The 25,168-nt window shown below is 58.0% G+C and carries 19 protein-coding genes and 1 pseudogene; 9 read left to right on the top strand and 11 right to left on the bottom strand.

The annotated features are described in order from the left end of the window. Window positions 1-47 precede the first annotated feature (47 nt). Window positions 48-254 carry a MarR family transcriptional regulator gene (locus JMF85_RS01420; RefSeq protein ID WP_054795787.1) on the top strand — a complete coding sequence of 69 codons (207 nt, stop codon included), beginning with the start codon at window positions 48-50 and terminating at the stop codon, window positions 252-254. Between the two features lie 122 nt (window positions 255-376). On the opposite strand, the gene JMF85_RS01415 is transcribed toward JMF85_RS01420, so the two are convergent. Beyond that, on the bottom strand, window positions 377-850 hold the full coding sequence (locus JMF85_RS01415; protein ID WP_201317619.1) for a YdeI/OmpD-associated family protein: 474 nt from the start codon (window positions 848-850) through the stop codon (window positions 377-379). A 114-nt stretch (window positions 851-964) separates the two neighbouring features. After that, a complete protein-coding gene (locus JMF85_RS01410) occupies window positions 965-2,203 on the bottom strand; it encodes an MFS transporter (RefSeq protein WP_201317618.1) in 1,239 nt (412 codons plus the stop codon). A 132-nt stretch (window positions 2,204-2,335) separates the two neighbouring features. On the opposite strand from JMF85_RS01410, the gene JMF85_RS01405 reads away from it, so the two are divergent. Next, complete coding sequence (locus tag JMF85_RS01405; RefSeq protein WP_201317617.1) at window positions 2,336-4,309, top strand: ABC transporter substrate-binding protein; 1,974 nt, start codon at window positions 2,336-2,338, stop codon at window positions 4,307-4,309. A gap of 162 nt (window positions 4,310-4,471) precedes the next feature. On the opposite strand, the gene JMF85_RS01400 is transcribed toward JMF85_RS01405, so the two are convergent. After that, window positions 4,472-4,945 carry a hypothetical protein gene (locus JMF85_RS01400; RefSeq protein ID WP_054797561.1) on the bottom strand — a complete coding sequence of 158 codons (474 nt, stop codon included), beginning with the start codon at window positions 4,943-4,945 and terminating at the stop codon, window positions 4,472-4,474. A gap of 187 nt (window positions 4,946-5,132) precedes the next feature. Here JMF85_RS01400 and hisC point away from each other — a divergent pair, with 187 nt between their 5' ends. Further along, window positions 5,133-6,275: a histidinol-phosphate transaminase gene (gene hisC / locus JMF85_RS01395; RefSeq protein ID WP_236595700.1), complete on the top strand. Its 1,143-nt coding sequence runs from the start codon at window positions 5,133-5,135 to the stop codon at window positions 6,273-6,275. 135 nt (window positions 6,276-6,410) lie between these two features. Here hisC and JMF85_RS01390 read toward each other — a convergent pair whose 3' ends face one another. From JMF85_RS01390 to JMF85_RS01380, 3 genes are all read right to left on the bottom strand, one after another. Then, on the bottom strand, window positions 6,411-7,859 hold the full coding sequence (locus tag JMF85_RS01390; RefSeq protein ID WP_201317616.1) for a hypothetical protein: 1,449 nt from the start codon (window positions 7,857-7,859) through the stop codon (window positions 6,411-6,413). A 123-nt stretch (window positions 7,860-7,982) separates the two neighbouring features. After that, a complete protein-coding gene (locus JMF85_RS01385) occupies window positions 7,983-8,555 on the bottom strand; it encodes a thymidine kinase (protein ID WP_054797562.1) in 573 nt (190 codons plus the stop codon). A gap of 263 nt (window positions 8,556-8,818) precedes the next feature. After that, entirely contained in the window at window positions 8,819-10,654 is a 1,836-nt protein-coding gene (locus JMF85_RS01380; protein ID WP_201317615.1) for a PAS domain-containing sensor histidine kinase, read from the bottom strand. 329 nt (window positions 10,655-10,983) lie between these two features. Between JMF85_RS01380 and gltB the strand changes: the two are divergent. The 3 genes and pseudogenes from gltB (at window position 10,984) to JMF85_RS01365 (ending at window position 17,644) form a co-directional block, all read left to right on the top strand. Continuing rightward, a pseudogene (gltB, locus tag JMF85_RS01375) lies at window positions 10,984-15,578 on the top strand (glutamate synthase large subunit). 16 nt (window positions 15,579-15,594) lie between these two features. Beyond that, complete coding sequence (locus tag JMF85_RS01370) at window positions 15,595-17,079, top strand: glutamate synthase subunit beta (RefSeq protein WP_201317614.1); 1,485 nt, start codon at window positions 15,595-15,597, stop codon at window positions 17,077-17,079. A 133-nt stretch (window positions 17,080-17,212) separates the two neighbouring features. After that, complete coding sequence (locus tag JMF85_RS01365; protein WP_054797563.1) at window positions 17,213-17,644, top strand: hypothetical protein; 432 nt, start codon at window positions 17,213-17,215, stop codon at window positions 17,642-17,644. A gap of 93 nt (window positions 17,645-17,737) precedes the next feature. On the opposite strand, the gene JMF85_RS01360 is transcribed toward JMF85_RS01365, so the two are convergent. Beyond that, window positions 17,738-18,253, bottom strand: coding sequence for a hypothetical protein (locus JMF85_RS01360; protein ID WP_054797564.1), 516 nt, complete (start codon window positions 18,251-18,253; stop codon window positions 17,738-17,740). A gap of 61 nt (window positions 18,254-18,314) precedes the next feature. Next, entirely contained in the window at window positions 18,315-20,111 is a 1,797-nt protein-coding gene (locus tag JMF85_RS01355; protein WP_201317613.1) for an ABC transporter substrate-binding protein, read from the bottom strand. 162 nt (window positions 20,112-20,273) lie between these two features. On the opposite strand from JMF85_RS01355, the gene JMF85_RS01350 reads away from it, so the two are divergent. Beyond that, window positions 20,274-20,723, top strand: coding sequence for a hypothetical protein (locus JMF85_RS01350; RefSeq protein ID WP_054797565.1), 450 nt, complete (start codon window positions 20,274-20,276; stop codon window positions 20,721-20,723). After that, window positions 20,695-22,287 carry a DUF4153 domain-containing protein gene (locus JMF85_RS01345; protein ID WP_236595699.1) on the top strand — a complete coding sequence of 531 codons (1,593 nt, stop codon included), beginning with the start codon at window positions 20,695-20,697 and terminating at the stop codon, window positions 22,285-22,287. The genes JMF85_RS01350 and JMF85_RS01345 overlap by 29 nt, the downstream gene beginning before the upstream one ends. On the opposite strand, the gene JMF85_RS01340 is transcribed toward JMF85_RS01345, so the two are convergent. The 3 genes from JMF85_RS01340 to JMF85_RS01330 all read right to left on the bottom strand — a co-directional run bounded on the left by JMF85_RS01340 (window position 22,271) and on the right by JMF85_RS01330 (window position 24,648). Next, the gene (locus tag JMF85_RS01340) at window positions 22,271-23,038 is read right to left on the bottom strand and encodes an HAD family hydrolase (protein ID WP_054797566.1); all 768 of its coding nucleotides are present in this window, start codon (window positions 23,036-23,038) and stop codon (window positions 22,271-22,273) included. The genes JMF85_RS01345 and JMF85_RS01340 overlap by 17 nt on opposite strands. A 132-nt stretch (window positions 23,039-23,170) precedes the next feature. Beyond that, window positions 23,171-23,617, bottom strand: a complete 447-nt coding sequence (locus JMF85_RS01335; protein ID WP_155615021.1) for a bactofilin family protein — start codon at window positions 23,615-23,617, stop codon at window positions 23,171-23,173. After that, window positions 23,614-24,648, bottom strand: a complete 1,035-nt coding sequence (locus JMF85_RS01330; RefSeq protein ID WP_127606824.1) for a M23 family metallopeptidase — start codon at window positions 24,646-24,648, stop codon at window positions 23,614-23,616. Before JMF85_RS01330 ends, JMF85_RS01335 begins: the two co-directional genes overlap by 4 nt. A gap of 134 nt (window positions 24,649-24,782) precedes the next feature. On the opposite strand from JMF85_RS01330, the gene JMF85_RS01325 reads away from it, so the two are divergent. Further along, complete coding sequence (locus JMF85_RS01325) at window positions 24,783-25,160, top strand: hypothetical protein (protein WP_230876181.1); 378 nt, start codon at window positions 24,783-24,785, stop codon at window positions 25,158-25,160. The last annotated feature ends 8 nt before the right edge of the window (window positions 25,161-25,168 follow it).

Raw genomic sequence — 25,168 nt, 5'->3', positions numbered from 1 at the left:
TGTTGTAAAACAACATTCGGCTTGTCCGAAGAGGGGGCTTTAATAATATGCAATTGTCGAATTGCAGCGGGTGCGGCAAACTGCAAACCGGCCGTTTCGAAACGTTATGCACAGATTGCTTGAAGAAACACATTGAGGTTTCGCATCAGATCAAACATTATCTGCAGCTGCATCCGGGAGCCAGCTTGATCGACATTTGCCAGCACACCGGATTGCCGCTGAGCACGGTTAACGAGATCATCAAGCGGGTGTAATCCTCACCAGCGCCAGATCCTGTAAAGCTTCAAGGAATAACAGGCACCGGCGATATGCTGCTCCTTCTCCGGTAACGTTTAGCCCGCGTTCCGGTTTACGTCGTCCGGCAGCCTTGCCCGGATTAGCCCTTCAGCCTTCTGCCTTCAGCGAGCATGCCGATCGCTTTCTCAATCCGGCCGGCACGGGTTTCCGGTTTCTTGGCGGAGACGATCCAGTCGACATACTCCTTGCGATGGGAATACGAAGCTTGCTCGAACCTGGACTCAGCTGCCGGATACTGGCGCAGAGCGGCTGACAAGTCGTCCGGCACCTCGATCGTTCGCTCTTCCGTATCCCGTTCCATATATACCTTCACGGTATCTCCGGATGCGGCTCCTGCAGCCTCCCTCAGCTCGCGTTTCACGACCAAGTAGTGTATGCCATCGCCCTGCGGCATGACCGAGCTTCGGTAAGGCACGCCGTTCACGGTTCCTTTGACCTTGACTTGGCCCTTGGCGCCGAACACGCTTTCCACCTGAAACGGCACCTTCACATACGTCCATGTTCCGATTCCTTCCGGTCGGTGAAGCTTGGCTTCAAACTCCATCTTGCGCATCTCCCTCGCTCCCTCTTTCCATCTCGCTTCCCCATCTTCCTGAACTTGCCTTAAAAATCGCTGAGCAGGATGCCCGGCTGACCTCTCAACCAGCGAACGTGTGTTTGACAGGCATTATACCACATCACGCTTGCCGCCGAAAATAAGCCATGCCGCCGTCAGCAGCGCCAAACAGATTGCGCAGGCGCTGCTGAGGCCGTCCGGTCCGAGCGCAGCGAGCAGACCGACGGCGGCCAGCGGCCCAAGCGCGGCCCCGACGTCGATGACGACGGTATACGTGGTCATGAAGGTAACGGCGGATCGGCCTGCAGCTGCATCCGAAGCCATGGCGTCGGTCAGCGTCGTGATCGCGGTGCTGGCCAGCATGACGCCGAGCAGCGCGAGCAGCCAGAGCGGCAGCGGCACCGGCGCGGCCAGCAGCGCGAACGAGACCGCGCCAAGGCCTAGCACGGCGGCATAAAGTCCGCGCCGGTCGGGCAGGGCGTCGGAGCGCTTGCCGATCCACGGCGAGAGCAGCGGCGACCAGCCCCAGCGGATCGCCTGCGCGATCCCGGCGAGGGAGGCGGCGCCCAAGCTCGCGCCAAACAGCGTGATCGCCGTTCCATTCGGCAAGCGGGAGGCGAGCAGGGGGCTGAGCCCGGCCAGGAGGATGCCGAAGAAGACGAACCCCATCCCCAAGCCGGAGCTTAGTGTAAGCACGGCAAAGCGTGAGCTTCGCAGGGAGGCGGCCGTTCGCTGGGGCGGCTGCGTTTCGGGCTGTTTCGCGCCAGCTTTGCTGTGAGCGGCCTGCGCAGGCAAGCGGCGCCAAGCTAGCGGCAGAGCGAGCAGCATAACAGCGCCGAGAACCGCTGCGACGAGGCGCACGCCGAGCACGTCGGCCAGCATGCCACCCAACAGCATGCCGGCCAGGCTGCCCATGCCCATAATGCCGTTGTACCGGCCCAGCAGTTGTCCGCGATTGTCGCCGCCGCCGGGGGCGGACGCATCGAGGATGACGAGGTAACCGCCGATCCGCAGCAGCGACCAGGCGGCCCCCCATAAGGCGCGTGCCGCGAGCAGCAGGGCAAAGCCGCTTCCCAGGCCGAACGCCAATGTGGTCAGGCTGGCCGCTGCGACGGCTGCGGTGATGCCGACGCGGACGGGCATCCGGGCGTACAGCCAGCCGATCAACGGACCGAGCGGCAGCCGGACCAGCCGGTTGACCGACAGCAGGAGGCCGATTTGCCAGAAGGAATCCAGTCCGTACTGCTGCATACCGTAGACCGGCAGCACAATGTACAGCATGGAGTCGCCCAACAAGCAGACGCCCGTAATCCAGGCGATCGCGATAGGCGCGTGTCGTGTATCGTTCATATTGGCGAAACCCGCTTTCTGCGTGAAGTGATAAGGTTTATTGTACGTAGAAAAAAGGGTACGAAAAGGGTAAACTGAACGTAAATAATTTCCCCCTTTTCTCGGCAGGGCGGTGAAGGAGTTGAGCGGCGTATGAGGCTGGAGGAACATTACCTGGAGTTGTATCGCGGCCTGCGGCTCCGGTTGACGGATCGTCAGGCGGAGGTGACGCTTCCCGAGCTATCGCAGCTGCTGCATTGCTCGGAACGGAACGTGAAGCTGCTGCTTCGACGTATGCGGGAGCGGCTGTGGATCGAATGGCGCGCCGGGTTAGGACGCGGTCACCGTTCCAGACTGACGTTCGCGGTCGACCCGGAGTCGATGCTGGCGGCGGAGACGGAACGGCTTCTGGCTGAAGGCCGCTTTCAAGAAGTGATGGCATTGACCGAACGGGGGGCTTTTACGGACGAGGGCGCGGCCCGAATGGACGTTTTGCTGCGGGAGGCTTTCGGTTACCGCCTGCAGCCGGGGAGCGGAACAAGCGCCGAAGGCGTGCTGCGTTTTCCGGCTTATCGGATTCCCGCCGCGCTGGACCCGGCTTACACGACCCGGCGAACGGAGCTGCATCTCCTGCGGCAATTGTTCGATACGCTGCTCGTCTACGACGAACTTTCCGGGCGATTCCGACCGGGCCTGGCTCACGAGGCGGAGCGAAACGAGGCCGGAGACCGATGGGTCTTTTATTTACAGAAGCATGTCCGCTTTCACCACGGCAAGCCGTTCACCTCAAGGGATGCAGCGTTTACGTTGCGCAGACTTACCGATCCGGACGCCGGGTCTCCATACGCCTCGTTGTTCGCCGTAGTGAGCGGCATCGAATGTTTGGACGAGCATCGTTTGCTGGTCAGCTTGCATGCGCCTGCGCCCTATCTAGGCTCGCTGCTGGCTTCTCCGGCCGCGTCGATTGTGCCGGCGGAGCTGCCTGCCGACTTTGCTTCGCTGCCGGTCGGAACGGGGCCGTTTCGGTTAAAACGGCCCAACGCCCGCGGCCTGATTCTGGAGGTGTTCGCGGATTATTACTTGCGTCCGGCTCATGTGGACCGGGTGGAGATGTGGCGGTGGCAGCCGATCCGATCGAACGACGGAGCCGTTAGGCTTGAGGGCGATAACGAAGTGGGCGAGTTGAATTTTCGCCATTATCGGGAGCGGGAGGAGGCGGCGCTCGGCCCTCGGTGGCGCGAGGTGGAGCGGATAGACCGCGGCTGCAAATACGTGTGCCTAAACCTGGGCAAGCCCGGTCCGCTGAACGATCCGGCAATGAGAGCATGCATCTTTCGCGCGCTCCGCGATCCGGCCTTTGTCCGGCAGCTGGGCGGCAACCGCGGCGATTTCGCCGATACGTTCATCGGGTACGAAGAAGCAAATGGACAGGCTCCATATTCGGATACGGGTAAAGTCACCGATGCAGGTACAAGCACGAGTACGAGTACGGGTACGGGCACGGAGTTAACCGGCCGTATGCAGACTGAATGGATCGTTGGAGCCCGGCAGGCCGAACCGGCTGAACAAATCGAACCGGCAACAACGGTTGTCCGTCCGGATCGCCCCTTGCGCATTGTGACCTACCCGGGGGCCGGCCACGAACTGGACGCCGAATGGCTTGAAGGCAGACTTGTGGAATTTGGAATTGCCGCGGAGGTCGAACAGGTGGAATACGAACGCCTGCTGGATGAGGAAACGCTCGCCCGCGCCGATCTTTTCTTATTGGAGCAGCCCGTCGGAGAAGACGCCGAATGGACGCTGCTTACGATTCTGGCGAATCCGGGCGGCCCGGTCCGGCGCTGCTTGCCCGTCTCGACCGAACGGGAGGTCGGGGAGCGGGTAACATATGCGCTTCGGCACGCGAACCGGGAGCGGCGCTTGCGCGACCTGAGGGCGATCGAGACCAAGCTTATCGAAGAGCGGTTTGTCGTACCTTGGTACCGCTGGCGGCAGACTGCCTCTTTTCCGCAGGAGCTGGAGGGGGTTACAATTAATGCGCTGGGTTGGGCCGATTACAGGAACGTATGGTTTCGCGCGGGTTTGAAGGACGAAGCGATGTCGTCAGCCGAGAGAATAACGCCATGATAGGCTGAAAATAGCGTGAATCGAAGAGCGGAACGTCAAGGACGGCGGCGTCGCAACCGCACAATGCTCCAAGCGTGAGCGGCGTTGCGGCCCTCGTGTTCAGGTGCTTCGTGGCGAAAGCTTTGAAAAACCGTTCGTCCGAACGGTTTTTTAATGCTTTTATCACTGGGGTGGCTTGTTGTCCGGAGTCTGCTCTTTGGAGCCGTTGAACAGCGCTTCGGTGAGCGACTTCAGTTTATCCATCAGCTTGCCGTAGCCGAAGCCGACCAGGAACGCAATGCCGATTTTGGCGTAAACGCTGTTACCCGTTTGCAGCAGCATAATGCCGCTTTGAAACAGCACGATCGTCATGACGGAAGCCCCGGCGCATTTGATCGGGCGCAGCAAATACCAGACCAGCCACCGCTCGGTCAGTTGATCGTAATATTCATGCAGCAAGCGCAAAGCGTACAGCGTGCCGCCGATGGCGCCGGCTAATGCGTAATAAGCGTAGTGCTCCAAACCGGCCATATGGACGCCGAGTACGGAGGTTACCGTGCCGCTTTTAAGGAGTCCCCCGAACCAAAAGCTGCCGACGAACCAAGCGAGCAAATAACCGATGATGCCGAACTTATAACTGGGACGTACCGGAATCATGGATGTCCCTCCTTTGCTTGTACCGGATGGTACATCATATGCAGGAGGCTTTTGCTGCGTGTTTGTTGCCTGCTTCTCGGGTATGCCTATCAACAAATACTTTACTTTATTAACGCATTAATGTAATATTTATTTATTGAAGTAAAGCAATAAAGTAGATTATGCGAAAAGGAGTCTCGATCACGCTATGAACAACGATCAACGAATGCAGGCAGAAGCGCCGGCACAGGGCGAGGTGCGGCCGCGCAAAGTGTTGGACCGCTTGAAGCCTTACTCGCCGGGCAAGCCGATTTGGGAGGTGCAGCGGGAGCTTGGACTCGAACGCGTCGTTAAGCTCGCTTCCAACGAAAATCCGCTCGGTCCGTCCCCCCGGGCGCTGGAGGCGATCCAAGCGGCGCTCCCGGACATTCACCGGTATCCCGACACGCAGTCGGTGCTGTTGAAGGAAGCGCTGGCGCAGGAGCTGCAGCTGCGGACTGAGCAGCTGGTTGTGACGAACGGGGGGGACGAGCTGATCACGCTGCTCTCCGAAACGTTCCTAGAGCCCGGCGACGAGATCGTGGCGCCCTCCCCGACGTTCAGCGAATATGAATTCGGCGCGCACCTGATGGATGCGCGCGTTGTCTCCGTTCCGCTTGCCGAAGGCTTCCGCTATGAAGCCGCTTCGCTGCTAGCCGCCGTGAACGAGCGGACCAAGCTGGTCTGGCTGTGCTCCCCGAACAACCCGACCGGCACCTACATGCCCCGGCAGGAGCTGGAGCGTCTTCTGGCCGGGCTGCCGCAGGGCGTCCTGCTCGTGTACGATGCGGCTTATTGCCATTATACGGCCGCTGAGGATTATACCGACGGATTGGAGTTCGTCCGGGCCGGCAGGCCGGTGATTGTGCTCCAAACGTTCTCCAAAGCATACGGACTGGCCGGAATTCGCGTCGGCTTCGGCGCTGCGCCGGAAGCGATTATCCGCCGCATTATGCAGGTGAAAGAGCCTTTCAACGTCAACGCGCTTGCCCAGACGGCAGCAGCGGCTGCGCTATCCGACAAGGAGCATGTGCTCCGTTCGAGAGCGCTTAACGCACAGGGAAGGGAGCGGCTGTACGCAGGCTTGGACCGGCTCGGGCTCGCCTATACGCGAAGCATGAGCAACTTTGTGCTGGTCGAGCTGGGAGCGCGCGCCCATGAACAGTTCCGGGCGCTGATGGCCAAAGGGGTTATCGTTCGTTACGGCGATATATGGGGGCTGCCGCGGCATATCCGGGTTAGCATCGGCACCGAGGAGGAGAACATTTTTTTCCTCGAATGTCTCGAACAAGTCCTTCAAGAATCGCGATAAGCGAGAGCGGGAAGAAACAAGGGACGGAGCGAATCGCACGCATTCGCTCCGTCCCTTGTTTCGGGTTATTCTGCTCTAGCTTATGGCTGTTCACCTGCTGGTAGAACCCCGTGTCAGCAACTGCCCATGGCCCGGTCAACGTTCAAGCCGGCTTTTGCGCCATTCCCGCACAAGCCGCACGATCGTGACGATGCCCAGACCGAAGGCGACGGCGATGCCGGTCATGGCTACGAGCAAGGCCATGTACTGAAACGCCGAATAGTTTGCGAAACGGCTTAGATCGGTCGGCTCCTTCAAATCTTCGACGACCAGGTTCATGCCGAAAATACCGCTGACGACCGTGTAAATCGTCAGGATGAGCAGCAAATAATTCGAGCGTTTGGCAGCGAAGTTTTCCTCGTATTTGAACAAATCGTCCAGCGTCCGTTTCACGTCCCCGTACAACGTTTCGATCCCCAGACGCTCGCGCAGCCGAACGTACATGTCTTTGCCTTGCGACTGCGATACCGCTTCTATAAAGAAATTTTTCGACGAGAACGTCGTAATATCGCGAATCAGCTTCTCGATTTTATCCGGGTCCTTATCGATCTGCACATGGGAGTAACGGTTGGATAATTTGAGGAGTACAATTTTGTGAAAAAGATTGATCAGCAGCGCGTAATAGTATTCGCCGTACATATGGCTGACGAGCTGCTTCACCCGGTGGCCGGATTGTCTCGTTAGACAGACGAACGACGTCTCTTCAATCATATACCACGTTTCCGGCGACCAACGGTCGTATATGCGCTCGCTGCAGAAACGTTCGATATAGGCGGTGTTGCAGGCGCTGACGTAAGGCCTGCCCCGATCGTCCATGCCGTCGAGCCGGGAGGCTCTGTAAGCGTCGACCGTCGTGATTTCTTCCTGCCGTTCGAAGGCAAGCAGGCCCTGCACATACATCCGCTCATCGACAAAATAGGGGAGCTTCTCGAAGAACGATTCTTCCAGGTCCGACTCGTCCAGGAACCGTGTCAACGCCGGCACGACCGTTTTGAAAATAAAGTCCTCCACTTCCTCGGACTCGCAGTCCGCCGCCCCGATGCGGATGTTCCGCTCCGCCTCGTTCATGCTTTGCAGCATGCGAAACCGGCTGGCGAACGCCAGCGCCTGCGAGAACGTGAACGCAGGCTCGCCCCCATCCGTCAATTCCACCCGCAAGGTCAGAAAGCCGATATCGAAGGGGCAAACGAACATGTCCGCGGCATGCAGATGAAAGCGCCAATGGTGTTCATTCGCGGTCATGCGGCACGGCAAATCGATGCGTTTGGAATAACGCCGAAAGGCGTGTGCATCGGGCTGCCGGGGGAAAATCATATTTTTGGCGAAAGGAAGAAAGAACTTCTCGAGCCGGCGGTGGGAAACTTCGCAACCGCTGCCGTAGAATGCGGTTTCCAGCTCCTCCTGCTGCAGCGAGAAGGAAACGAAGCCGTCCGTGAGCAGCTCGCGTTCCAGCTTGTCCTGACAGTTATGGTCCAAGGAAAACGGAAAAATAAATTGAAATTGAGCGGCCCGCAGCCGCTTCTCGTGAAGAGCGATTCCGCTCATAGCCATCTCTCCCTGTCTCGGTGAATCTCTAGTTAAGTAATACACCGAATGGGCCGTTCTCAATCAAAGTGAGTCGGGAACGTGAAAAAGCCTTATCCTGCGGCTGCAAGGATAAGGCCGGACTTAAAGCTTCGGATTCGCGTGACATTTGCGGCATACCGGGTAATAGGCGTCATTCCCGCCGATTTGAATTTGCTCGCCGGTGTAGACCGGTTTGCCTTGCGCGTCGACCCGGAGATTCATGGTCGCCTTGCGCTCGCAAAACCAGCAGATCGTCTTCATTTCTTCAATTTTGTCGGCGTACAGCAGCATATATTTGCTGCCCTCGAACAGCTCGTTCTGAAAGTCGTTTTTCAATCCGAAGCCCATAACGGGAATGCGCAGCTCATCGACGATACGCGCCAGCTGCATGATTTGCTCCTTGCCCAGAAATTGCACTTCGTCGACCAGGATGCAGGAAATGCCTGCGGCGTTCGCTTGCACCGACGCGAACACGTCCGTATGCGCGTAAATGGGAATGGCCTCGCGACGCAAACCGATGCGCGAGGAGACATATCCGACTTCGTCGCGGTCATCGACCGCCGAGGTGAAAATAAGCACGGATTTGTTTTGTTCCTCGTAGTTGTGCGCTACCTTCAAAATTTCTATCGATTTTCCGCTGTTCATTGCGCCGTATCTAAAATACAATTGGGCCATGCGATAGTTACACCCCGCTTGATAGAATGACGCAACCTATCATATCATACGGGTTTGGATTTTGAAATGGGTGAAGCGTTCGGGAAAATTCCCTAAGACCCGACGTAACACAAACGAAAATTCGACAAATTTCGAGGAAATGGCCGCCGGCCATTCGAGGGGAAGCATGATCCGGAGGGACAGGCTTCCATCGGGCGACGGGGAAGGCGCGCACAGACAAAAACCGCTCTTCCGTCGGGAACAGAGGAGCGGTTTAAGCAGGTTTATCCAATGGGAAGCGTAATTTTCACGACGGTTCCCCGGTCCGGTTCGCTTTTGATTTCGAGACGGCCGTTATGCTCGGTGATGATCTTTTGGCTGATCATAAGTCCGAGGCCGGAGCCGTTCTCCTTTGTCGTAAAGAACGGTTCGCCCAGCCGCTTGAGCACGTCGCCCGGGATGCCCGGACCGTTGTCGGAGAAGACGACTGTCACATAGCGAGGGTCGGTTTGCTCCACGGCGATTTGGATCCTGCCGCCGCCGGTCATCGCTTCCATCGCATTTTTAACAATATTAATAAACACTTGCTTCAATTGATTCTCTTCGCAATGAATGGACGGCAGGTCGCCGTGAATTTGCGTGTCGAACTGAATGTTGTTCAGATTTGCCTGCGATTCAAGCAAGGATACGACGTGGACGAGAATCGGCGAGAGCGGGCGCTGCTGGAACGCGGCGGCTTGCGGCTTGGCCAGCAGCAGCAGTTCATTGATGATTTGTTCGATGCGGTCCAGCTCGGACATCATAATATCCAAATATTGCTCTTTATAATGAGCGCCTGTTTTCATAAACTGCGTAAATCCTTTGAGCGAGGTCAGCGGGTTGCGGATTTCATGCGCCACGCCTGCCGCCAGTTGGCCGGCGACGGATAATTTCTCCGAGTTGCGCAGCAGCTCCTCGGTTTTCTTATGCTCGCTGATATCTCGCCCGATGATGCAGATGCCGGTAATCTCGTTGTCGGAGCCGACAACCGGGGATATCGTCAAGCTGAGATCGAGCATGGCGCCGTCCTTGCGACGGCGCTTGGTTTCGAACCCGGAAATTTGCTTGCCCTGCAACGCTTGGCGGTACAGCAGCTCCGATTCGATCAGCAGCTCGTCCGGAACATTCGGCGGCCGTTCGCCCAGCAGCTCTTCCTTCGAGTAACCGAACGTCTCGACGAACGCTTTATTGACCTGAATAAGCCGGAAATCGGCATCCAAAATCGAGATGTTGTCGGCCGCGTGCTCGATCATGGATTTTAACTGCTGTTTGGTTGCGCGCAGCGTTTCTTCCTGGTTCTTAAGCGCCGTGACATCGCGCAAAAAAATCGACAAACCATTCTTGGACGGATGGCAGCTGACCTCAAGCCACTTGTCAAGCATCTGGAAATAATAAGTGAAATAAACGGGAGCGGCATCATCCATCGCCCGCTGGCATTGCTTATAAAACCCCGAGTTGATCCATTCCGGCAGCACGGTGTGCAGGCTCCGGTTCAGCAGTTCATCGCGGTTGTGCTCAAGCAGCAGCTCCGCGCCTCTGTTCACGTATACGAATTCGTTTTTGCGGTTGAGCATCACGTAGGCGTCCGTCATCATTTCCATTAATGAAGTCATGCGTACGAGCGCTTCGGTTAACGATTCCTCGAGCCCTTTACGTTCTGAAATGTCCTGCGTTTGCAAATAAATATAAGAGGGCAGCGCATTCTCTCCGTACAGACCGTAGGCGTTTACATTTAACCACACGGTGCTTCCGTCCGCCCGTATCCAGCGTAGTTCCGCTTCGTAACGGGGCAATTGCCCGGCGACCATCTGGCTCAAGTGATGCATGCATAATAGAAGCTCTCCCGGGTGGAGCAGCGACTGCAAATTCATCTTCTGCAGCGTTTCGGGTCCGTACCCGAGCTGTCGGCTAAGCGAATCTCCGGCGAGCACCAGGTTGCAGTCCGTATCCAGCAGAACGGCTCCGGCCTGGGAGCTGGTGAAGCTTTTTAAAGCCAATTCGACAAGAATCCCTTCCAAGCTGACGCTTTCGCCCTGCCGCAGCTTCTCAGGCATTCGATCGCGGGCAATCCGGTCATCCATGCCACCATTTCCTCCATGCATTACGATATGCAAATAACATTCGTCAAAAATCTACATATCCCTCTTTTTGGTTGAGAGCAATGTCAGAAATAATCAGATTATATATGAAATTTTAGACAATAAAGCGCTCTTTTTTTAAATTGCTATAATAAGAATGGAATGTTAATATAAGACATATTATCTGTATGGTTCATAGATTTCCACAGTTTGGGCGCGGCGGAGAAGCTCCCATTCTTCCGCATCGATCCCCCTAGACAGCTTCGTACCCATGCCCATCGGACTGGACAGTATTCAACAAAAAATCCGTAGATGAGAGGAAAGCGCGAGGAATGAACAGAACAGGTTTACCCGTGAAGCAAGGTCTTTACGACCCGGCCCAAGAGCATGACGCTTGCGGCATCGGTTTCGTCGCCCATCTGAAAGGTTATCCCTCCCACGATATTGTGACATCGGCGCTTACCGTGCTTTGCAATTTGGATCATCGCGGCGGTCAAGGTTGCGAAACGAATACGGGAGACGGCGCGGGCATCTTATTGCAAATTCCGCATAAGTATTTCCGTAAGGCTTGTGGTACGGAGGGAATCGAATTGCCGGCGGCAGGCCGTTACGGCGTAGGGATGATCTATTTGCCGCAAGAGGTGGAGACTCGCATCGCCTGTGAGCAGCTTGTGGAGCAGGCGGTCCGCGATGCGGGGCAGCGGCTGCTCGGCTGGAGAACGGTGCCGACGAACAACGAAACGCTCGGCGATTCGGCGAAGGGCTCCGAGCCGTATGTCAGGCAAATTTTTATCGGCGCTTCCGAGGACGCGGCGGAGGAGCTCTCCTTCGAACGGAAGCTGTATGTCATCCGCAAAAGTTCCGAGAACGGCGCAAGGCGCCTTGAGGGCGGCGGCGCCTTGTATGTCGCCAGCTTGTCGAGCCGCACGATCGTATATAAAGGCATGTTAACCCCTGAGCAAGTGGACCGCTACTACATCGAATTGCAAGACCCCGACTTCGAATCGGCCTTGGCGCTGGTTCACTCCCGTTTCAGCACGAATACCTTCCCCAGCTGGGAGCGTGCACACCCTTACCGTTACCTCATTCACAATGGAGAGATCAATACGCTTCGCGGCAACGTGAACTGGATGCGTGCCAGACAGGCCGTGTGCCGTACGGAACTGTTCGGCGACGACTACGATGCGATTTTGCCGATCATCGACACGGACGGATCCGACTCGCAGATGTTCGACAATTGTTTGGAATTTCTAATGCTTTCCGGCCGCTCGCTGCCGCATGCGGCGATGATGATGATTCCGGAACCGTGGTCTAAACACGAAACGATGAGCGACGAAAAGAAAGCGTTTTACGAATACCACAGCTGCCTCATGGAACCGTGGGACGGCCCGGCCGCGATCTCGTTCACCGACGGTCGATCGATCGGCGCCGTACTTGACCGCAACGGCCTGCGTCCGGCGCGTTACTATGTCACCAAGGACGACTGGGTCGTGCTCGCGTCCGAAGCGGGCGTGCTGCCGGTGGCGCCGGAGCGCATCGTCTCCAAGCAGCGTCTCCAGCCGGGACGCATGCTGCTCGTCGATACGACGGAAGGCCGGATTATTGCGGACGAGGAGATCAAGGAACGGATCGTGCGGGAGCACCCGTATCGCGAATGGCTGAACGAACATTTGGTTTCGCTCAGCGAGCTGCCGGAGGCCCCGGAGGTGCCCGGCGTATCCGCCGGCGAAGCGCTGCTGCAGCGTCAGCAGGCGTTCGGCTACACGTTTGAGCAATTGCGCAAGGTGCTGGAGCCGATGGCGCGCACCGGTGTCGATCCGATCGGCTCGATGGGCTTTGACGCGCCGCTTGCGGTGTTGTCCGAACGGCCGCAGCTCTTGTACAGCTACTTTAAACAATTGTTCGCGCAGGTGACGAATCCGCCGATTGACGCGAACTTCGAGGAAATCATTACGGCTCAAGGCACACAATCGGCCCGGAAGGCAGCCTGATCGATCCGAAGCCGGAGAGCTGCCGGCAAATCCGGATCGAAACGCCGATTCTGACGAATGCGGAGCTGGCGAAGCTGCGTCATATCCGACGGGAGGGCTTCCGAACCGCAACGCTGCCGATGGTATTTCCGGCGGCGGACGGCGCGGAGGGGCTGGAGAAGGCATTGGCGGCATTGTTCGTGTCGGCGGATGAGGCGATTGCCGGCGGCGCGACGCTGCTCATTTTGTCGGATCGCGGCGTGAACGAGAAGCTGGCGGCGATTCCCGCGCTGCTCGCGGTGTCCGGGCTGCATCACCACTTGATCCGCGAAGGGACGCGTACGAAAGTAGGGCTGCTCGTTGAATCGGGCGAACCGCGCGAGGTGCATCACTTTGCGCTGCTGCTCGGGTATGGGGCCGGCGGGATCAATCCGTATATGGCGATCGAATCGCTTCAGGGCATGATCGATCAAGGGCTGCTGAAGGGTGTTGCCTACGAGAAAGCCGTCTACCACTACGTGAAGGCGGCGACCAAAGGCGTTGTGAAGGTGCTGGCGAAGATGGGCATCTCGACCATCCAGTCGTATCGCGGCGCACAAATTTTCGAAGCGATCGGTTTGGACGCTTCCGTAGTCGACCGTTACTTCACTTGGACGTATACGCCGGTTGGCGGAATAGGCCTGGAGGCGATCGCGCAAGAGGCGCTGCTTCGTCACCGGCGCGCTTTCTCGCCGCAAGAGGGCGTGGATCGGGTGCTTGATACGGGCGGCGAGCTGCAATGGCGTAAGTACGGGGAGGAGCATCTCTATAACCCCGAGACCATTCACGCGCTGCAGACGGCGGTGCGTACGAACAATTATACGATGTACAAAAGCTTCGTGAAGCTGATTCATCAGGAGAACGAGCGTTATATGTCGCTCCGTTCGCTGTTCTCGTTCCGCTCGAATCGCGAACCGGTGCCGATCGAGGAGGTCGAATCCGTCGAATCCATGTTCAGGCGCTTCAAGACGGGAGCGATGTCGTACGGCTCGATATCCAAGGAAGCGCATGAAAGTCTCGCGATCGCGATGAACCGCATCGGCGGCAAGAGCAACACGGGCGAAGGCGGGGAGCATCCGGACCGCTTCCAGCCGGACGGGAACGGCGACCTGCGGCGCAGCGCCATTAAGCAGGTCGCGTCGGGGCGCTTCGGCGTGACGAGTCACTACCTGGTCAATGCCGACGAAATTCAAATCAAGATGGCGCAGGGCGCAAAGCCGGGCGAGGGCGGCCAGCTTCCGGGCTCCAAGGTGTACCCGTGGGTCGCCGAAGTGCGCGGCGTGACGCCGGGCGTTGGCTTAATCTCGCCGCCGCCGCATCACGATATTTATTCGATCGAGGACTTGGCCGAGCTGATCCATGATCTGAAGAATGCCAATCCGCGGGCGCGCATCAGTGTGAAGCTCGTCTCCGAAGTGGGCGTCGGCACGATTGCCGCCGGGGTGGCTAAAGGCAAAGCGGACGTCGTGCTGATCAGCGGCTACGACGGGGGTACGGGCGCTTCGCCGCAAACGTCGATCCGCCATGCCGGTTTGCCGTGGGAGCTGGGCCTTGCCGAAACGCACCAGACGCTTGTGCTGAACAATTTGCGCAGCCGGATTACCGTGGAGACGGACGGTAAGCTGATGACCGGCCGTGATGTTGTGATCGCCGCGCTGCTGGGCGCCGAGGAGTTCGGTTTCGCCACGACGCCGCTCATTGCGCTTGGCTGCATCATGATGCGCGTCTGTCATCTCGATACGTGCCCGGTCGGTGTGGCCACGCAAAACCCGGAGCTGCGCAAACGATTTGCCGGCGATCCGCAGCATGTCGTGAATTTCATGCATTTTGTGGCGCAGGACGCGCGCGAGCTGATGGCGGAGCTCGGCTTCCGCACGATCGAAGAGATGGTCGGGCACACCGAAATCTTGGAGACGAAGCAAGCGGTGCAGCACTGGAAAGCGAAGGGCATCGATTTGTCGCCGCTGCTCCATCAGCCGGAGGTCGGGGAGGAGGTCGGTCGCTTCTGCTCCATGCAGCAGGATCACGGACTCGACCGGTCGCTCGATGTGCAGGAGCTGATGGCGATCTGCGAACCGGCGCTTGAACGGCGGGAGAAAGTGCATGCGATTGTGCCGGTGCACAACGTGAACCGCGTCGTCGGCACGATCGTCGGCAGCGAAGTGACCCGGCGTTACGGCAAGGAAGGCTTGCCGCACGACACGATCCGGCTGCACTTCAACGGCTCGGCCGGTCAAAGTTTCGGCGCCTTCGTGCCCGGCGGGATGACGCTCTCGCTCGAGGGCGACGCGAACGATTACTTCGGCAAGGGGCTTTCCGGCGGCAAGCTGGCCATTTTCCCATCGGAGAAATCGACGTTCATCGCCGAAGACAACATCATCATCGGGAACGTGGCGTTCTACGGGGCGACGGACGGGGAAGCTTACATTCGCGGGATGGCGGGCGAACGCTTCTGCGTACGCAACTCCGGGGTGCGCGCCGTCGTGGAAGGCGTCGGCGACCACGGCTGCGAATACATGACAGGCGGCCGTGTCGTGGTGCTGGGTCCGACCGGGCGCAACTTTGCGGCAGGCATGTCGGGCGGCATCGCTTATGTGCTTGACGAGCACGGGACGTTCGCCGACCAGTGCAACAAGGAGATGGTGCTGCTGGAGAACGTGGAGGAAGTGTACGAGGCTGAAGAGCTGAAGAACATGATCCAGCACCACGAGACGTATACGGGCAGCGCTGTGGCGCACCGTATTTTGCACAATTGGGAGCACTATTTGTGGAAATTCGTGAAGATCATTCCGAAGGATTACAAGCGGATGTTCGAAGCGATCGAGCGCGTGAAGCGTTCCGGCTTATCCCAGCAGGATGCGATGCTGGTCGCTTTTGAGGAAAATATGAAAGACGTCTCGCGCGTCAGCGGCAACTAAAGGAGGAACGATCGAAATGGGTAAACCTACCGGTTTTATGGAGTTTGAGCGCGAGGTCCCGATCGACAACGGTCCTCTGCTGCGCATCGCGCATTGGCAGGAATTCAGCATCCCTTTGACGGAAGAGAAGCTGCAGCAGCAGGGCGCACGCTGTATGGATTGCGGAATCCCGTTCTGCCATACGGGCAAAATCATCAGCGGTATGGCCGCCGGCTGCCCGGTCAACAACCTGATTCCCGAGTGGAACGACCTCGTCTATCGCGGGCAATGGCGGGAAGCGCTGGATCGTCTGCATAAGACGAACAACTTCCCCGAGTTTACGGGACGCGTCTGTCCGGCGCCTTGCGAGGGCTCCTGTACGGTCGGCCTGAACGGCTCGCCGGTGACGATCAAAAACATCGAGAAGTCGATTATCGACCGCGGCTTCGCCGAAGGCTGGGTCGTGCCGAACCCGCCGAAGACGCGTACCGGCAAGAAGGTCGCCGTCGTCGGCTCAGGCCCGTCCGGGCTCGCCGCCGCGGCGCAATTGAACCAAGCCGGCCACACCGTTACGGTGTACGAGCGCGCGGACCGTCCGGGCGGCTTGCTGATGTACGGCATCCCGAACATGAAGCTGGATAAGAAATACGTGCAGCGCCGGGTTGAGCTGCTTGCTGCCGAAGGCGTTACCTTCGTAACGGGTACGGAAATCGGCAAGGACCTTCCGGCATCGAAGCTCAAGGAAGAGAACGACGCGGTCGTCTTGTGCGGCGGAGCGACCTTGGGCCGCGACCTGAAGATCGAAGGCCGCGAGCTGAAGGGCATCCATCTGGCGATGGAATTCCTGTCGAAGAATACGAAGAGCTTGCTCGACTCCGGACATCAGGACGGCGCTTTTATTTCGGCCGAAGGCAAGCATGTCGTCGTCATTGGCGGCGGCGATACCGGCACGGACTGCGTCGGCACCTCCATTCGCCATAAGTGTGCGAGCGTGACGCAGTTCGAGATTATGCCGAAGCCGCCGGAAAAGCGTCAACCGAACAACCCGTGGCCGGAATGGCCGAAGGTGCTCAAGGTCGACTACGGCCAAGAGGAGGCGGCGGCGGTGCAGGGCGAGGACCCGCGTAAATATATGATCTCGACGAAGAAGTTCGTCGGCGATGAGAACGGACATGTCCAAGAACTTCACACCGTGCTGATCGAGTGGAGGAAGGACGACCAAGGCCGGTTCGTGCCGGTTGAGGTGCCGGGCAGCGAACAGGTGTATCCGGCGCAGCTCGTGCTGCTCGCGATGGGCTTCCTCGGTCCGGAGAATCCGGTGCTTGGGCAGCTTGGCGTTGAACGTGACGAGCGGAGCAACGCCAAAGCGGCTTACGGCCGCTTTGTGACCAACGTCGAGGGCGTGTTCGCCGCCGGGGATATGCGGCGCGGCCAGAGCCTCGTCGTGTGGGCGATCAACGAAGGCCGGGAAGCGGCCCGCGAAGTCGACCGTTATTTGATGGGCTCGAGCAACTTGCCTTAATCGGGCCAACGCGTCTAACCTGTCTAACCCGTCTCCCTTCGGTCGGAGGCGGGTTGTTTGTCGGGCAGTCTCCATGTGGATTCCGTATGTTTGAATCGGGATGGCCTGCATTTAGTTTATGTAGCGGACAGATATGAGATTCAATCGCGGCGCGGAAGTCGAGGAGGCTGAGAAGGTGCACAAGGAATTGAGAACGATGTTGACGCCTGAGGAACTACAGGCGTTGTTACCCGCCGAAGAGGAGAAGGCCGAACAGGGATACGCCGATCACGTCGGGCGCCAGCTTGCTCAAGAGGTTGCCCAATTGCACAAGGAAATTGCGCGTTTGGAGCAAACCGTCGATCGGCTGACCGACCGGCTGGAGAAGCTGGAGCGGGCCGGTTGTCCGGGCGTCCAGGCGTCCGACCTGGCTTCTATAACCGGGGAGCCGTCGCCCCCTCAGAACCAGGTTGAACCGTTCATGAGGGAGGACGCGCTTCTTCTTCCTTCCCGTACCGAAACGCACGGGCGCAAAAAGACGAAGCCTTATGAAGATACCGGCATTGGCCGATGGTTTTCACTATAACTGGAAAAGGGATGTCCTGAAAGTCGGATGACTTCACGGATGTCCCTTTTATCGTTGATAAGCCTATAAGGAATACATGAATCAACTTGGGTCTTAACGACGCGGTTTTCTCCGGCGGCGGGGGATCCGGCAGCTGCACACTTTACTGGATCGGTAAGGCGTCGATTTCATCGTAATCGCACGGGAGGAAAATCGCAGCGTCTGCACAATACGCGGCACATCGCGGTTGACCATCCGCTTCAGCAGCCCGATGGGCGTCCCGTACTTGCGGTAATCGTAATCGCCGGTTTTGCGATTGATAAATTCATGCGGCAGCTCCTCCGGCGTCAAATAGGCGAACACGCGCCCGTCGCGGGCCGCAATCAAAGACAAGGGCGAATCCCCATAGCCGAGCCGCAGCCAGTCCTCCTGTGTCATGCGGAACACCAGTATCGTGAAAATATCGTCATACACGTTTCCCTTATACTTAAACCGAAAATGCAGCTCGTATTCCGAGTCGGGGTCCAGCTTTTTTTTACTGACGACACAATAATTCCGCCACCACGACGGAAAACGCAGCGTAAAGCCGTATTTATCGTTCCTGTACAGCAGATCGGACGATTTGGCCACTTCTCCTTCGCTCCTTCCGGTTGCGCTTTCTTCCTACCATCGTATGCGAAGGAGACTTGGCCTATGGCTTGAACCAGATGTTTTTAAACTGCACCCAGTCCAGGGCGCCCTGCGAAATGCCTTTTACGGAAGTGTGATACACGGTCTTCAGCCGCTTGAAGTATAAAAAGCCAAGCACCCGTCTCGCCGTTAGCAGCGACTCCACTCGCTGCAGCAGCTCAGCCCGTCGCGATTGGGAGGGCTCCAGCAGCGTTTGCCCGAGCAGGGCGGCGACGCTGCTTTTAAGCGATGGCTCCAAATGTCGCTGCATGCTGGTGTAGAGATCGAACAAGCGCAGCTCAGCGTCGTTATCGAGCATGATGGAGAACAGCAGCAGATCGGCGTGCAGCCGCTGCTCGCTCTTGAAAGCCTGTGCGGACAGCAGCTTGACCTCGCAGGCGAAGCCGGCTTCCTGCAGCAGCGTTTGCACAAGCAAAGCGTCTTCTTCGTACTGCATGATCGTACAGATGCGCAGCCTTTGGCCTTGGTAGTCGCTGCGCTTCACGAGCGCCTTCAGCCGTCCGGGTTCATAGGTATACGGCTCCGCCACCGGAGAAGACAAGCCTTCGCCGTACCGGATGAAGCTGTCGGCCGTGTAGATGGCGTCGCCGCCAAGCCTCTCCAGCAGCTTGCCGCGGTCCAAAGCGGCCATGACGAGTCCACGCAGCGCCGGATCGTTCATCGGCCCCTGCTTCAGCAGGTTGAAGGTTAGAAACCGGCATGTAGCGCCCTGCTGTTGAACCTGCTCCCATTGGTTCGGCGCATCAAGGGGGAGCCGGAAATTATGGATGACCTGGAAGCTTTCCAGCGTTCGGTCGTAATCCTGCGTTTGCAAATTCGGGATATGCCACAGCTCCACCCGGTCCAGATGGGCCCGCCCCTGGAAATAGGAGGGGAATGCCTCCAGCATGCACAACGATTCGTCGAGATGCGTCAGCTTGAACGGCCCCGTGCCGACAGGGGCCAGCGCGAACGATTCCTGCTTGTCCTCGCAAGCGTCGGCGGGCACAATCGACGCCCGGTTCGTGCCTGCAAATTGCAGGAACAGCTCATTCGGCTCGGTTAAACGCATGCTGACGGTTATCGGATCGACGATGTCGACGCGTTCGATCTGCTGATGAACCCAGCTGTACAGCGCGCCCTCGGACAAGCGCTGCAGCCTGTTGAACGTGTAGGCCACATCCTCCGCCGTCAGTTCCCGCCCGTGATGAAACAGCACGCCTTTACGCAGATGAAACGTCCAGACTTTCCGGTCGGCGCTTACCTCCCAGGCGTGGGCGAGATGCGGTTCGATCGTTTGCGTGAGCCGGTTGTACCGCACGAGCGGGTCGAACAGCTGGTGCACAAGGTGCGCCTCCGTCGAGAAATGGATGGTCGCGGGATCGAGTGATTGCAGCGGCTGCGTTAACGGAAAGCGCAGCGTATCCAGCCGTTTGTCGCCAAGCACCTCGCTGGTAATGCCGAAATACCCGCTCAGCCAGCGGTGGAAGCTTTCCTTCACCGTTCCCTCCAGCGTCGAGAGGCTCAACTGCTCCAACGCACCGCGCAAATCTTTGCGCTCCACCAGTTCCTTGGCGAGCAGGAGGGCGATCTCCTCGGCCGGAACGCGGAAAGACAGCAGCGAGCGGTTGCTCCGCCCGCGCTTCGGCGTCCATTCCAGCCATCCGAGGTCCTGCATCTTTTTCAGCAGCAGCTGCGCATTGCGAGGGGAGCAGCCCAGCGCCTCGGCGAGCTCGTTCAAGGTGATGGAGAGCTCATGCTGAACCCCGGCGTGCGGATATTGATCATGCAGACGCATATAATGAGCGGCTAGCTTCATAGCAAACGATCGCCTCCAATTCAGTCTTATTAAAATACGAAATTCATGTTTCAAAAGTTGCTATTTTTATTCCTGTTTTACAAGGTACAATGATTCATATAGACGAACATCCCTATTGCGCCCTGAATATATAAAATTACCCATAGATGGGAGGAATTTTAGATGAATGCTTTGCTTCTAACGTTATCGTGGGAAGAACAATTGCTGCAGGAGGCGGAGAAGGACCTGCGAACTGCAGAAGACACAGGATCGCTGGCGTTGTCCGTTTGGGCCGTCGCCCAGCTCGCTTACGGTAGGCTGTGCGGTGTTAGCGCGCTGGAAGGCTTTCATGCCGACCCGTCGGAGACGTATCGGGGACTAGCGGAGCAACTCGGGCTTTCGCCTCAGCTTGAGCGGGAACTGTGCGCCGTCTATCAGGTTCACGAGCAGGTCGGGCAGGGCGCTTCGGCGTTGTCGGATTTGTTGAACGAGCCGTTATTGCGGGAGCTCGGAAGTCACCTTCTACGAATGCTCAGAGGTGCGAAGCAGCCGGAGGCTGAAGTCGTCCCCGCGATATTTCATCCTGCAAGGAGGGCCGCCGCCGGTGAAACTGCATTCGAACGAACGATTTAACGAGAAGAAGCTGCTGCTCGCCTCCTTAGGTTGTGGAGTTGTCCACCACTATCTCTTTTATGATCGAAGCTGGGGCGTTTCCGTTCCGGTATTTGTGTTAGGTTTTTACTTGCTCTTCTATACAATGGCTCAAGGACATATCGGACGCAAAAAGGACCCGTCGCTGCTGCTGCTCCTGCCGGTCGGGTTGCTCGCGCTCACGTATGCGCTGTATACGAATATGCTGTTTGCCGTCTTAAATGCGCTTGCGATCCCTTTCCTTGTCGTGCTGCATACAACCTGGCTGACCAGCCGGGGCGGTAAAGCGCCGATCTGGGTCCGCATGCTGGAGCAAGTGTTCGTCCAGACGCTGCTCTATGCCCCCAGGCCCTTTGCCGTCCTGTTCGGATGGATGTCCGTCAGGATGAAAGCCGGGCGCTCCAAGACGCTGATGAAGGTGCTGCTCGGCTTGCTTTTATCGGTTCCGCTGCTCGCCGCAGTGGTCGGGCTGCTGGCCTCGGCCGATACGATGTTCGATCGATCGCTGGCCCGGCTGCCGAATTTGTTTGAAGACGTAGAGCTGGGGCGTACCTTATTCCGTGCGTTGTGGATTGGCGCCATAACGGTCGGCGTGTTCGCTTACGTCGCCGGGCTGCTACAGCCGAAGTTGTGGTCGTCGGCCCGGCCGGCATCTCCCTATATGCCGAAGACCGCAAGCGTCCCGTCCGCGAATGTCGAATGGGGCGTCCTCGCTTCGGACGGCGCCGTCTCTCAGGCGACCGCTCCATCCGCAGCACCGTCCGATCTTCGTCTGGATCCGACGGTCGCGTCTACCGTGCTGATCGCGCTGAATGCCGTTTACTTGCTGTTTGCCTTCGTCCAGTTTTCATATTTCTTCGGCGGAGGCGGGGGAGCAGGCGCAGCCGCATTGCCCGAAGGGGTCACATACGCTTCCTATGCGCGCCAAGGCTTTGCCGAGCTCGTCGTCGTGACGCTGATCAACTTAACCGTGCTGATTACATTTCTATACGGCGTCCGCCGCCCGGGGCCGCTTGCATGGACGCTGCTGCGCACGCTGCTTGCGCTTCTGGTAGGCTGCACAGGCATTATGCTCAGCTCCGCCTACTTGCGTCTTTCTATGTACGAAGAAGCGTATGGATATACCGTCACCCGCCTGCTCGTCCATGCGTTCATGATATTCCTGCTCGTGCTGTTCGTGCTCGCTTTAGTGAAACTTTGGCGGGAGAAGCTGCCGTTGCTGCGATATTATGGGATAACGGCGCTCGCTGCCTACGTCCTGATCAATTACATGGGGATCGATGCGATGATCGCCCAGAACAATATCAAGCGTTACGAGAACAGCGGCGTCATCGACGTAGGCTATTTAGGAGGGTTGAGCTTCGAAGCGGTGCCGCACTTGGTCGACTTGCGGAAGAATCACCCGGAGCTGGACGCCGTGGAGGGTGTGCTGCATAACTTTACCTATCGGCTGGAACGACAAGAAGGCTCTGCGTCCTGGACGGAGTTTAACGTGTCCAAGCGGAGAGCCTCGCAGATGCTGCAACCGGTCAAGCCGGCTCGTTAGGAGCCTCGGCCTGCCGGGCGGCAGCAGTGTAATCCCGAATCGTTTCGGGAATCAGATGCAGGGAGGACAAAGTGAAGTAGGCGCCGACCGGAGCCACGTTGACCTCGACTTGATTGTAAGACCATTCAAGCTCCGCCGGCATGAAGATGGCATGGATACCGCAGGTGAGCGCCGGAATAATGTCCGTACGCAGCGAGTTGCCGATCATCCAGGTGCGGCTGCGGTCGAAGCCGTGCGAGCGGATCAAGCCGTCCAAAAACTCGGTGTTTTTGTGACGGGTGATATGTATCCGAGCGGCGAAATAACGCTCCAGCCCGGCTTCCTTGACCTTCCGCATTTGAATTGCCGGATCGCCGCCCGTATACAAATGCAGCTCATGGCCTTCGGCCGTTAAGGTGCGAAGCGTTTCTTCCATATAAGGATAAGGCTCGATGCTGTGGCCGTAAACCGAAGCGCCGAGCTCCATCAGCCTCTCGATTTCCGCTTCGCTTTTGTGGCGCCCGGTCAAGTCGGAATAGTAGTCGTACGTGTCGACGAACGATTGGGGGAAATGATCCGGCGAGAAGCCTTCGACCAGCACGCGCTCCAGGTCGATTTCCGCTTGCTTTTTCTTCACCTCGTCGATGGACAGCTTGTACCCGTGAAACCAGGCTTCCATCTGATCGGCGAACTGTTCCATGACTAAATCGAAAAATTTATTACAGTAAATTAGCGTGTCGTCCATATCGAAAAGGATGATTTGCTTCGTCATAGGCTTTTCTCCTGCTTTACCCGCGTATCCGCGTTTTTCCAACCATTATAGCATGGGGTACCCAAGGTTGCATCTTTGCCGGGTTTCATTCGGCCCGCGGGTGCTGCCCGGGAAGCCATGCGAGCAGGTTTCTTACCCGGCCTCCGAACCGCCGGCCAGCCGTATCGGTCCGTCCGAAGCAGCAGCGCCGCTCCCGGTCTCCGCCGGCGCTTCTTCCAGCCCGGTCATCGCGCTCAGTCCCTCGAATACCGCCCCTTTCTCGACGATAAGCTGTCCGGCGGCGATGCGCCCGGTTAGCTTTCCGGTCGAGGTGATGCGCACCATGCCTTCCGCGTGCACGGAGCCGTCCAATCGTCCGGCGACAATCAAGTCCTGCGTGCGAAGCTCCTTGCAGCTCACGGCTCCCTTCTCCCCGATCGCCACCTCGCCGTTCGCATGTAAGGTGCCGATGAATTCGCCTTCGATCCGCAGATCGGCTTGAGACGTTATGACACCTTCCATCCGACTGCCTTCGCTGATTAAAGTGACGGCGCCGTTCCCGCGCGAGCGGTTGCTCGGTTTACCGAATAATCCGATCATGATTTCGTTTTCTCCTCTTTCGTTCGTTCCATCGGCAAATAGCCGGACGGATCGGTGCTTTTACCGCCAAGCAGCACTTCGTAATGCAGGTGCGGGCCGGTGCTGCGCCCGGTCGTGCCGAGCTTGCCGATCGGGTCGCCTTTGTCCACGAGGTCGCCCTTACGGACAGTCGCCCGGTTCAAGTGCATGTACCACGTGAGCAGCCCGGACGTATGCTCCACGATGACGTTATGACCGTGGAGCTTATCGTAGCCGACCTCATGCACGACACCGCCGCCCGCCGCGTAGACCGGGTCGTCCAGCTTGCCGGCGATATCGACCCCGCGATGGAAGCTAAGCTTCTTCGTGAAGGGATCCTGGCGATAGCCGTAATTTGAAGTGACGATGCGAGAGTCGGTCGGCCATAACGTCGGCGTCCTCCGCAGCCGTTCTTGCTTTTCCTGCAACTGCTGTCTGGAATCGGACAAGCTCGTCTCCAGCTTGTTCATTTCGTTTTGCAGCGCCATGTAGGCGGCCCCTGTCGCCATCGCTAAGCGCCGGATTTCCTCATGGGTGACGGGGACGGCCGGACCTCCCATGCCGAGCGCGGCGGAGGCAGCCTCCGTGCCTGCGGTCGAGGCTTCGCCCGCAGGCAGGCCGCCGCTTTCCGCGTTTTTCTCCGCGCTGACAGGGGCCAGCTTCTGCAAATCCTCCTCGAGCTTCTTCATCTGCGCAACTTGACTATGAACCTCGGCCGCTTGCTTCGACAGCATGTAGATGTCGTTCTGCAATTCTTCAATTCTTCGATTCTTGCTTGTTAACGCTTGCTCCAGCTTAGCCGTTCGACCGCTCAATTCGCTGGTTTTCAGAAACGTTGAAGCGGCCGTGTGCGCATGCTGCAAGTAGAGGAATGCAGCCGCTCCGACTGTGATCATGACGGAGGCGGCCACGCTCCATACGACACCCCGGGCCAATTTGAGGCGAACGACGCTGCCGTTCGCTTCGGGAATGATAACGAACGTCAGCTTATTTTGAAACCACTTGAAATTCATGACGACTCCTTTCGGTATGTTGGCCGCCGGCGGGCGGCAATTAGATGGCATTGAACGTATGTTGTCAAGAAATAAGCTTCCCCTACATAGATTTGTACTAGAACGTGATGTGAAGGGGAACGGAGGGAATTCCATTGTCGTTTTTAAGAACAAGCCGCATGACTTTACAGGAGCGGCTCGCCCAGCATGTAAAATTCGAGGTCGCTCTGCAAGCCGAAGGCTTCGCCAGCGAGCCCGGCGTGCTGCAGAAAGTCGGCAAGCGCTTCATGCGCGTCAACAACCAATATTTCGTTCCGAGTACGATGCAGGAAATCGTACTGCTCGGCGCTTCGCTGAAAGTAACGGGAGCGGCTGCAAGCATCCGCACGACCTATGCCGGCACGTTCGAAGCGAAGCTTGTCCGGACGGGCTTCGATTTCATCGAGCTGCTCGTTACCCGGGAAGAAGAGGAAGAAGAGCTCCGGATGCTTATTCCTCTGAATCAGGTCATCAGCGTCGAACGAATCGGGTAACGACACCG

The sequence above is a fragment of the Paenibacillus sp. EPM92 genome (assembly GCF_016586185.1).
GTDB classification, from domain to species: domain Bacteria; phylum Bacillota; class Bacilli; order Paenibacillales; family NBRC-103111; genus Paenibacillus_G; species Paenibacillus_G validus.
Note: the sequence above shows the minus strand (reverse complement) of the source record. Positions and strands in the feature narration are given on the sequence as shown.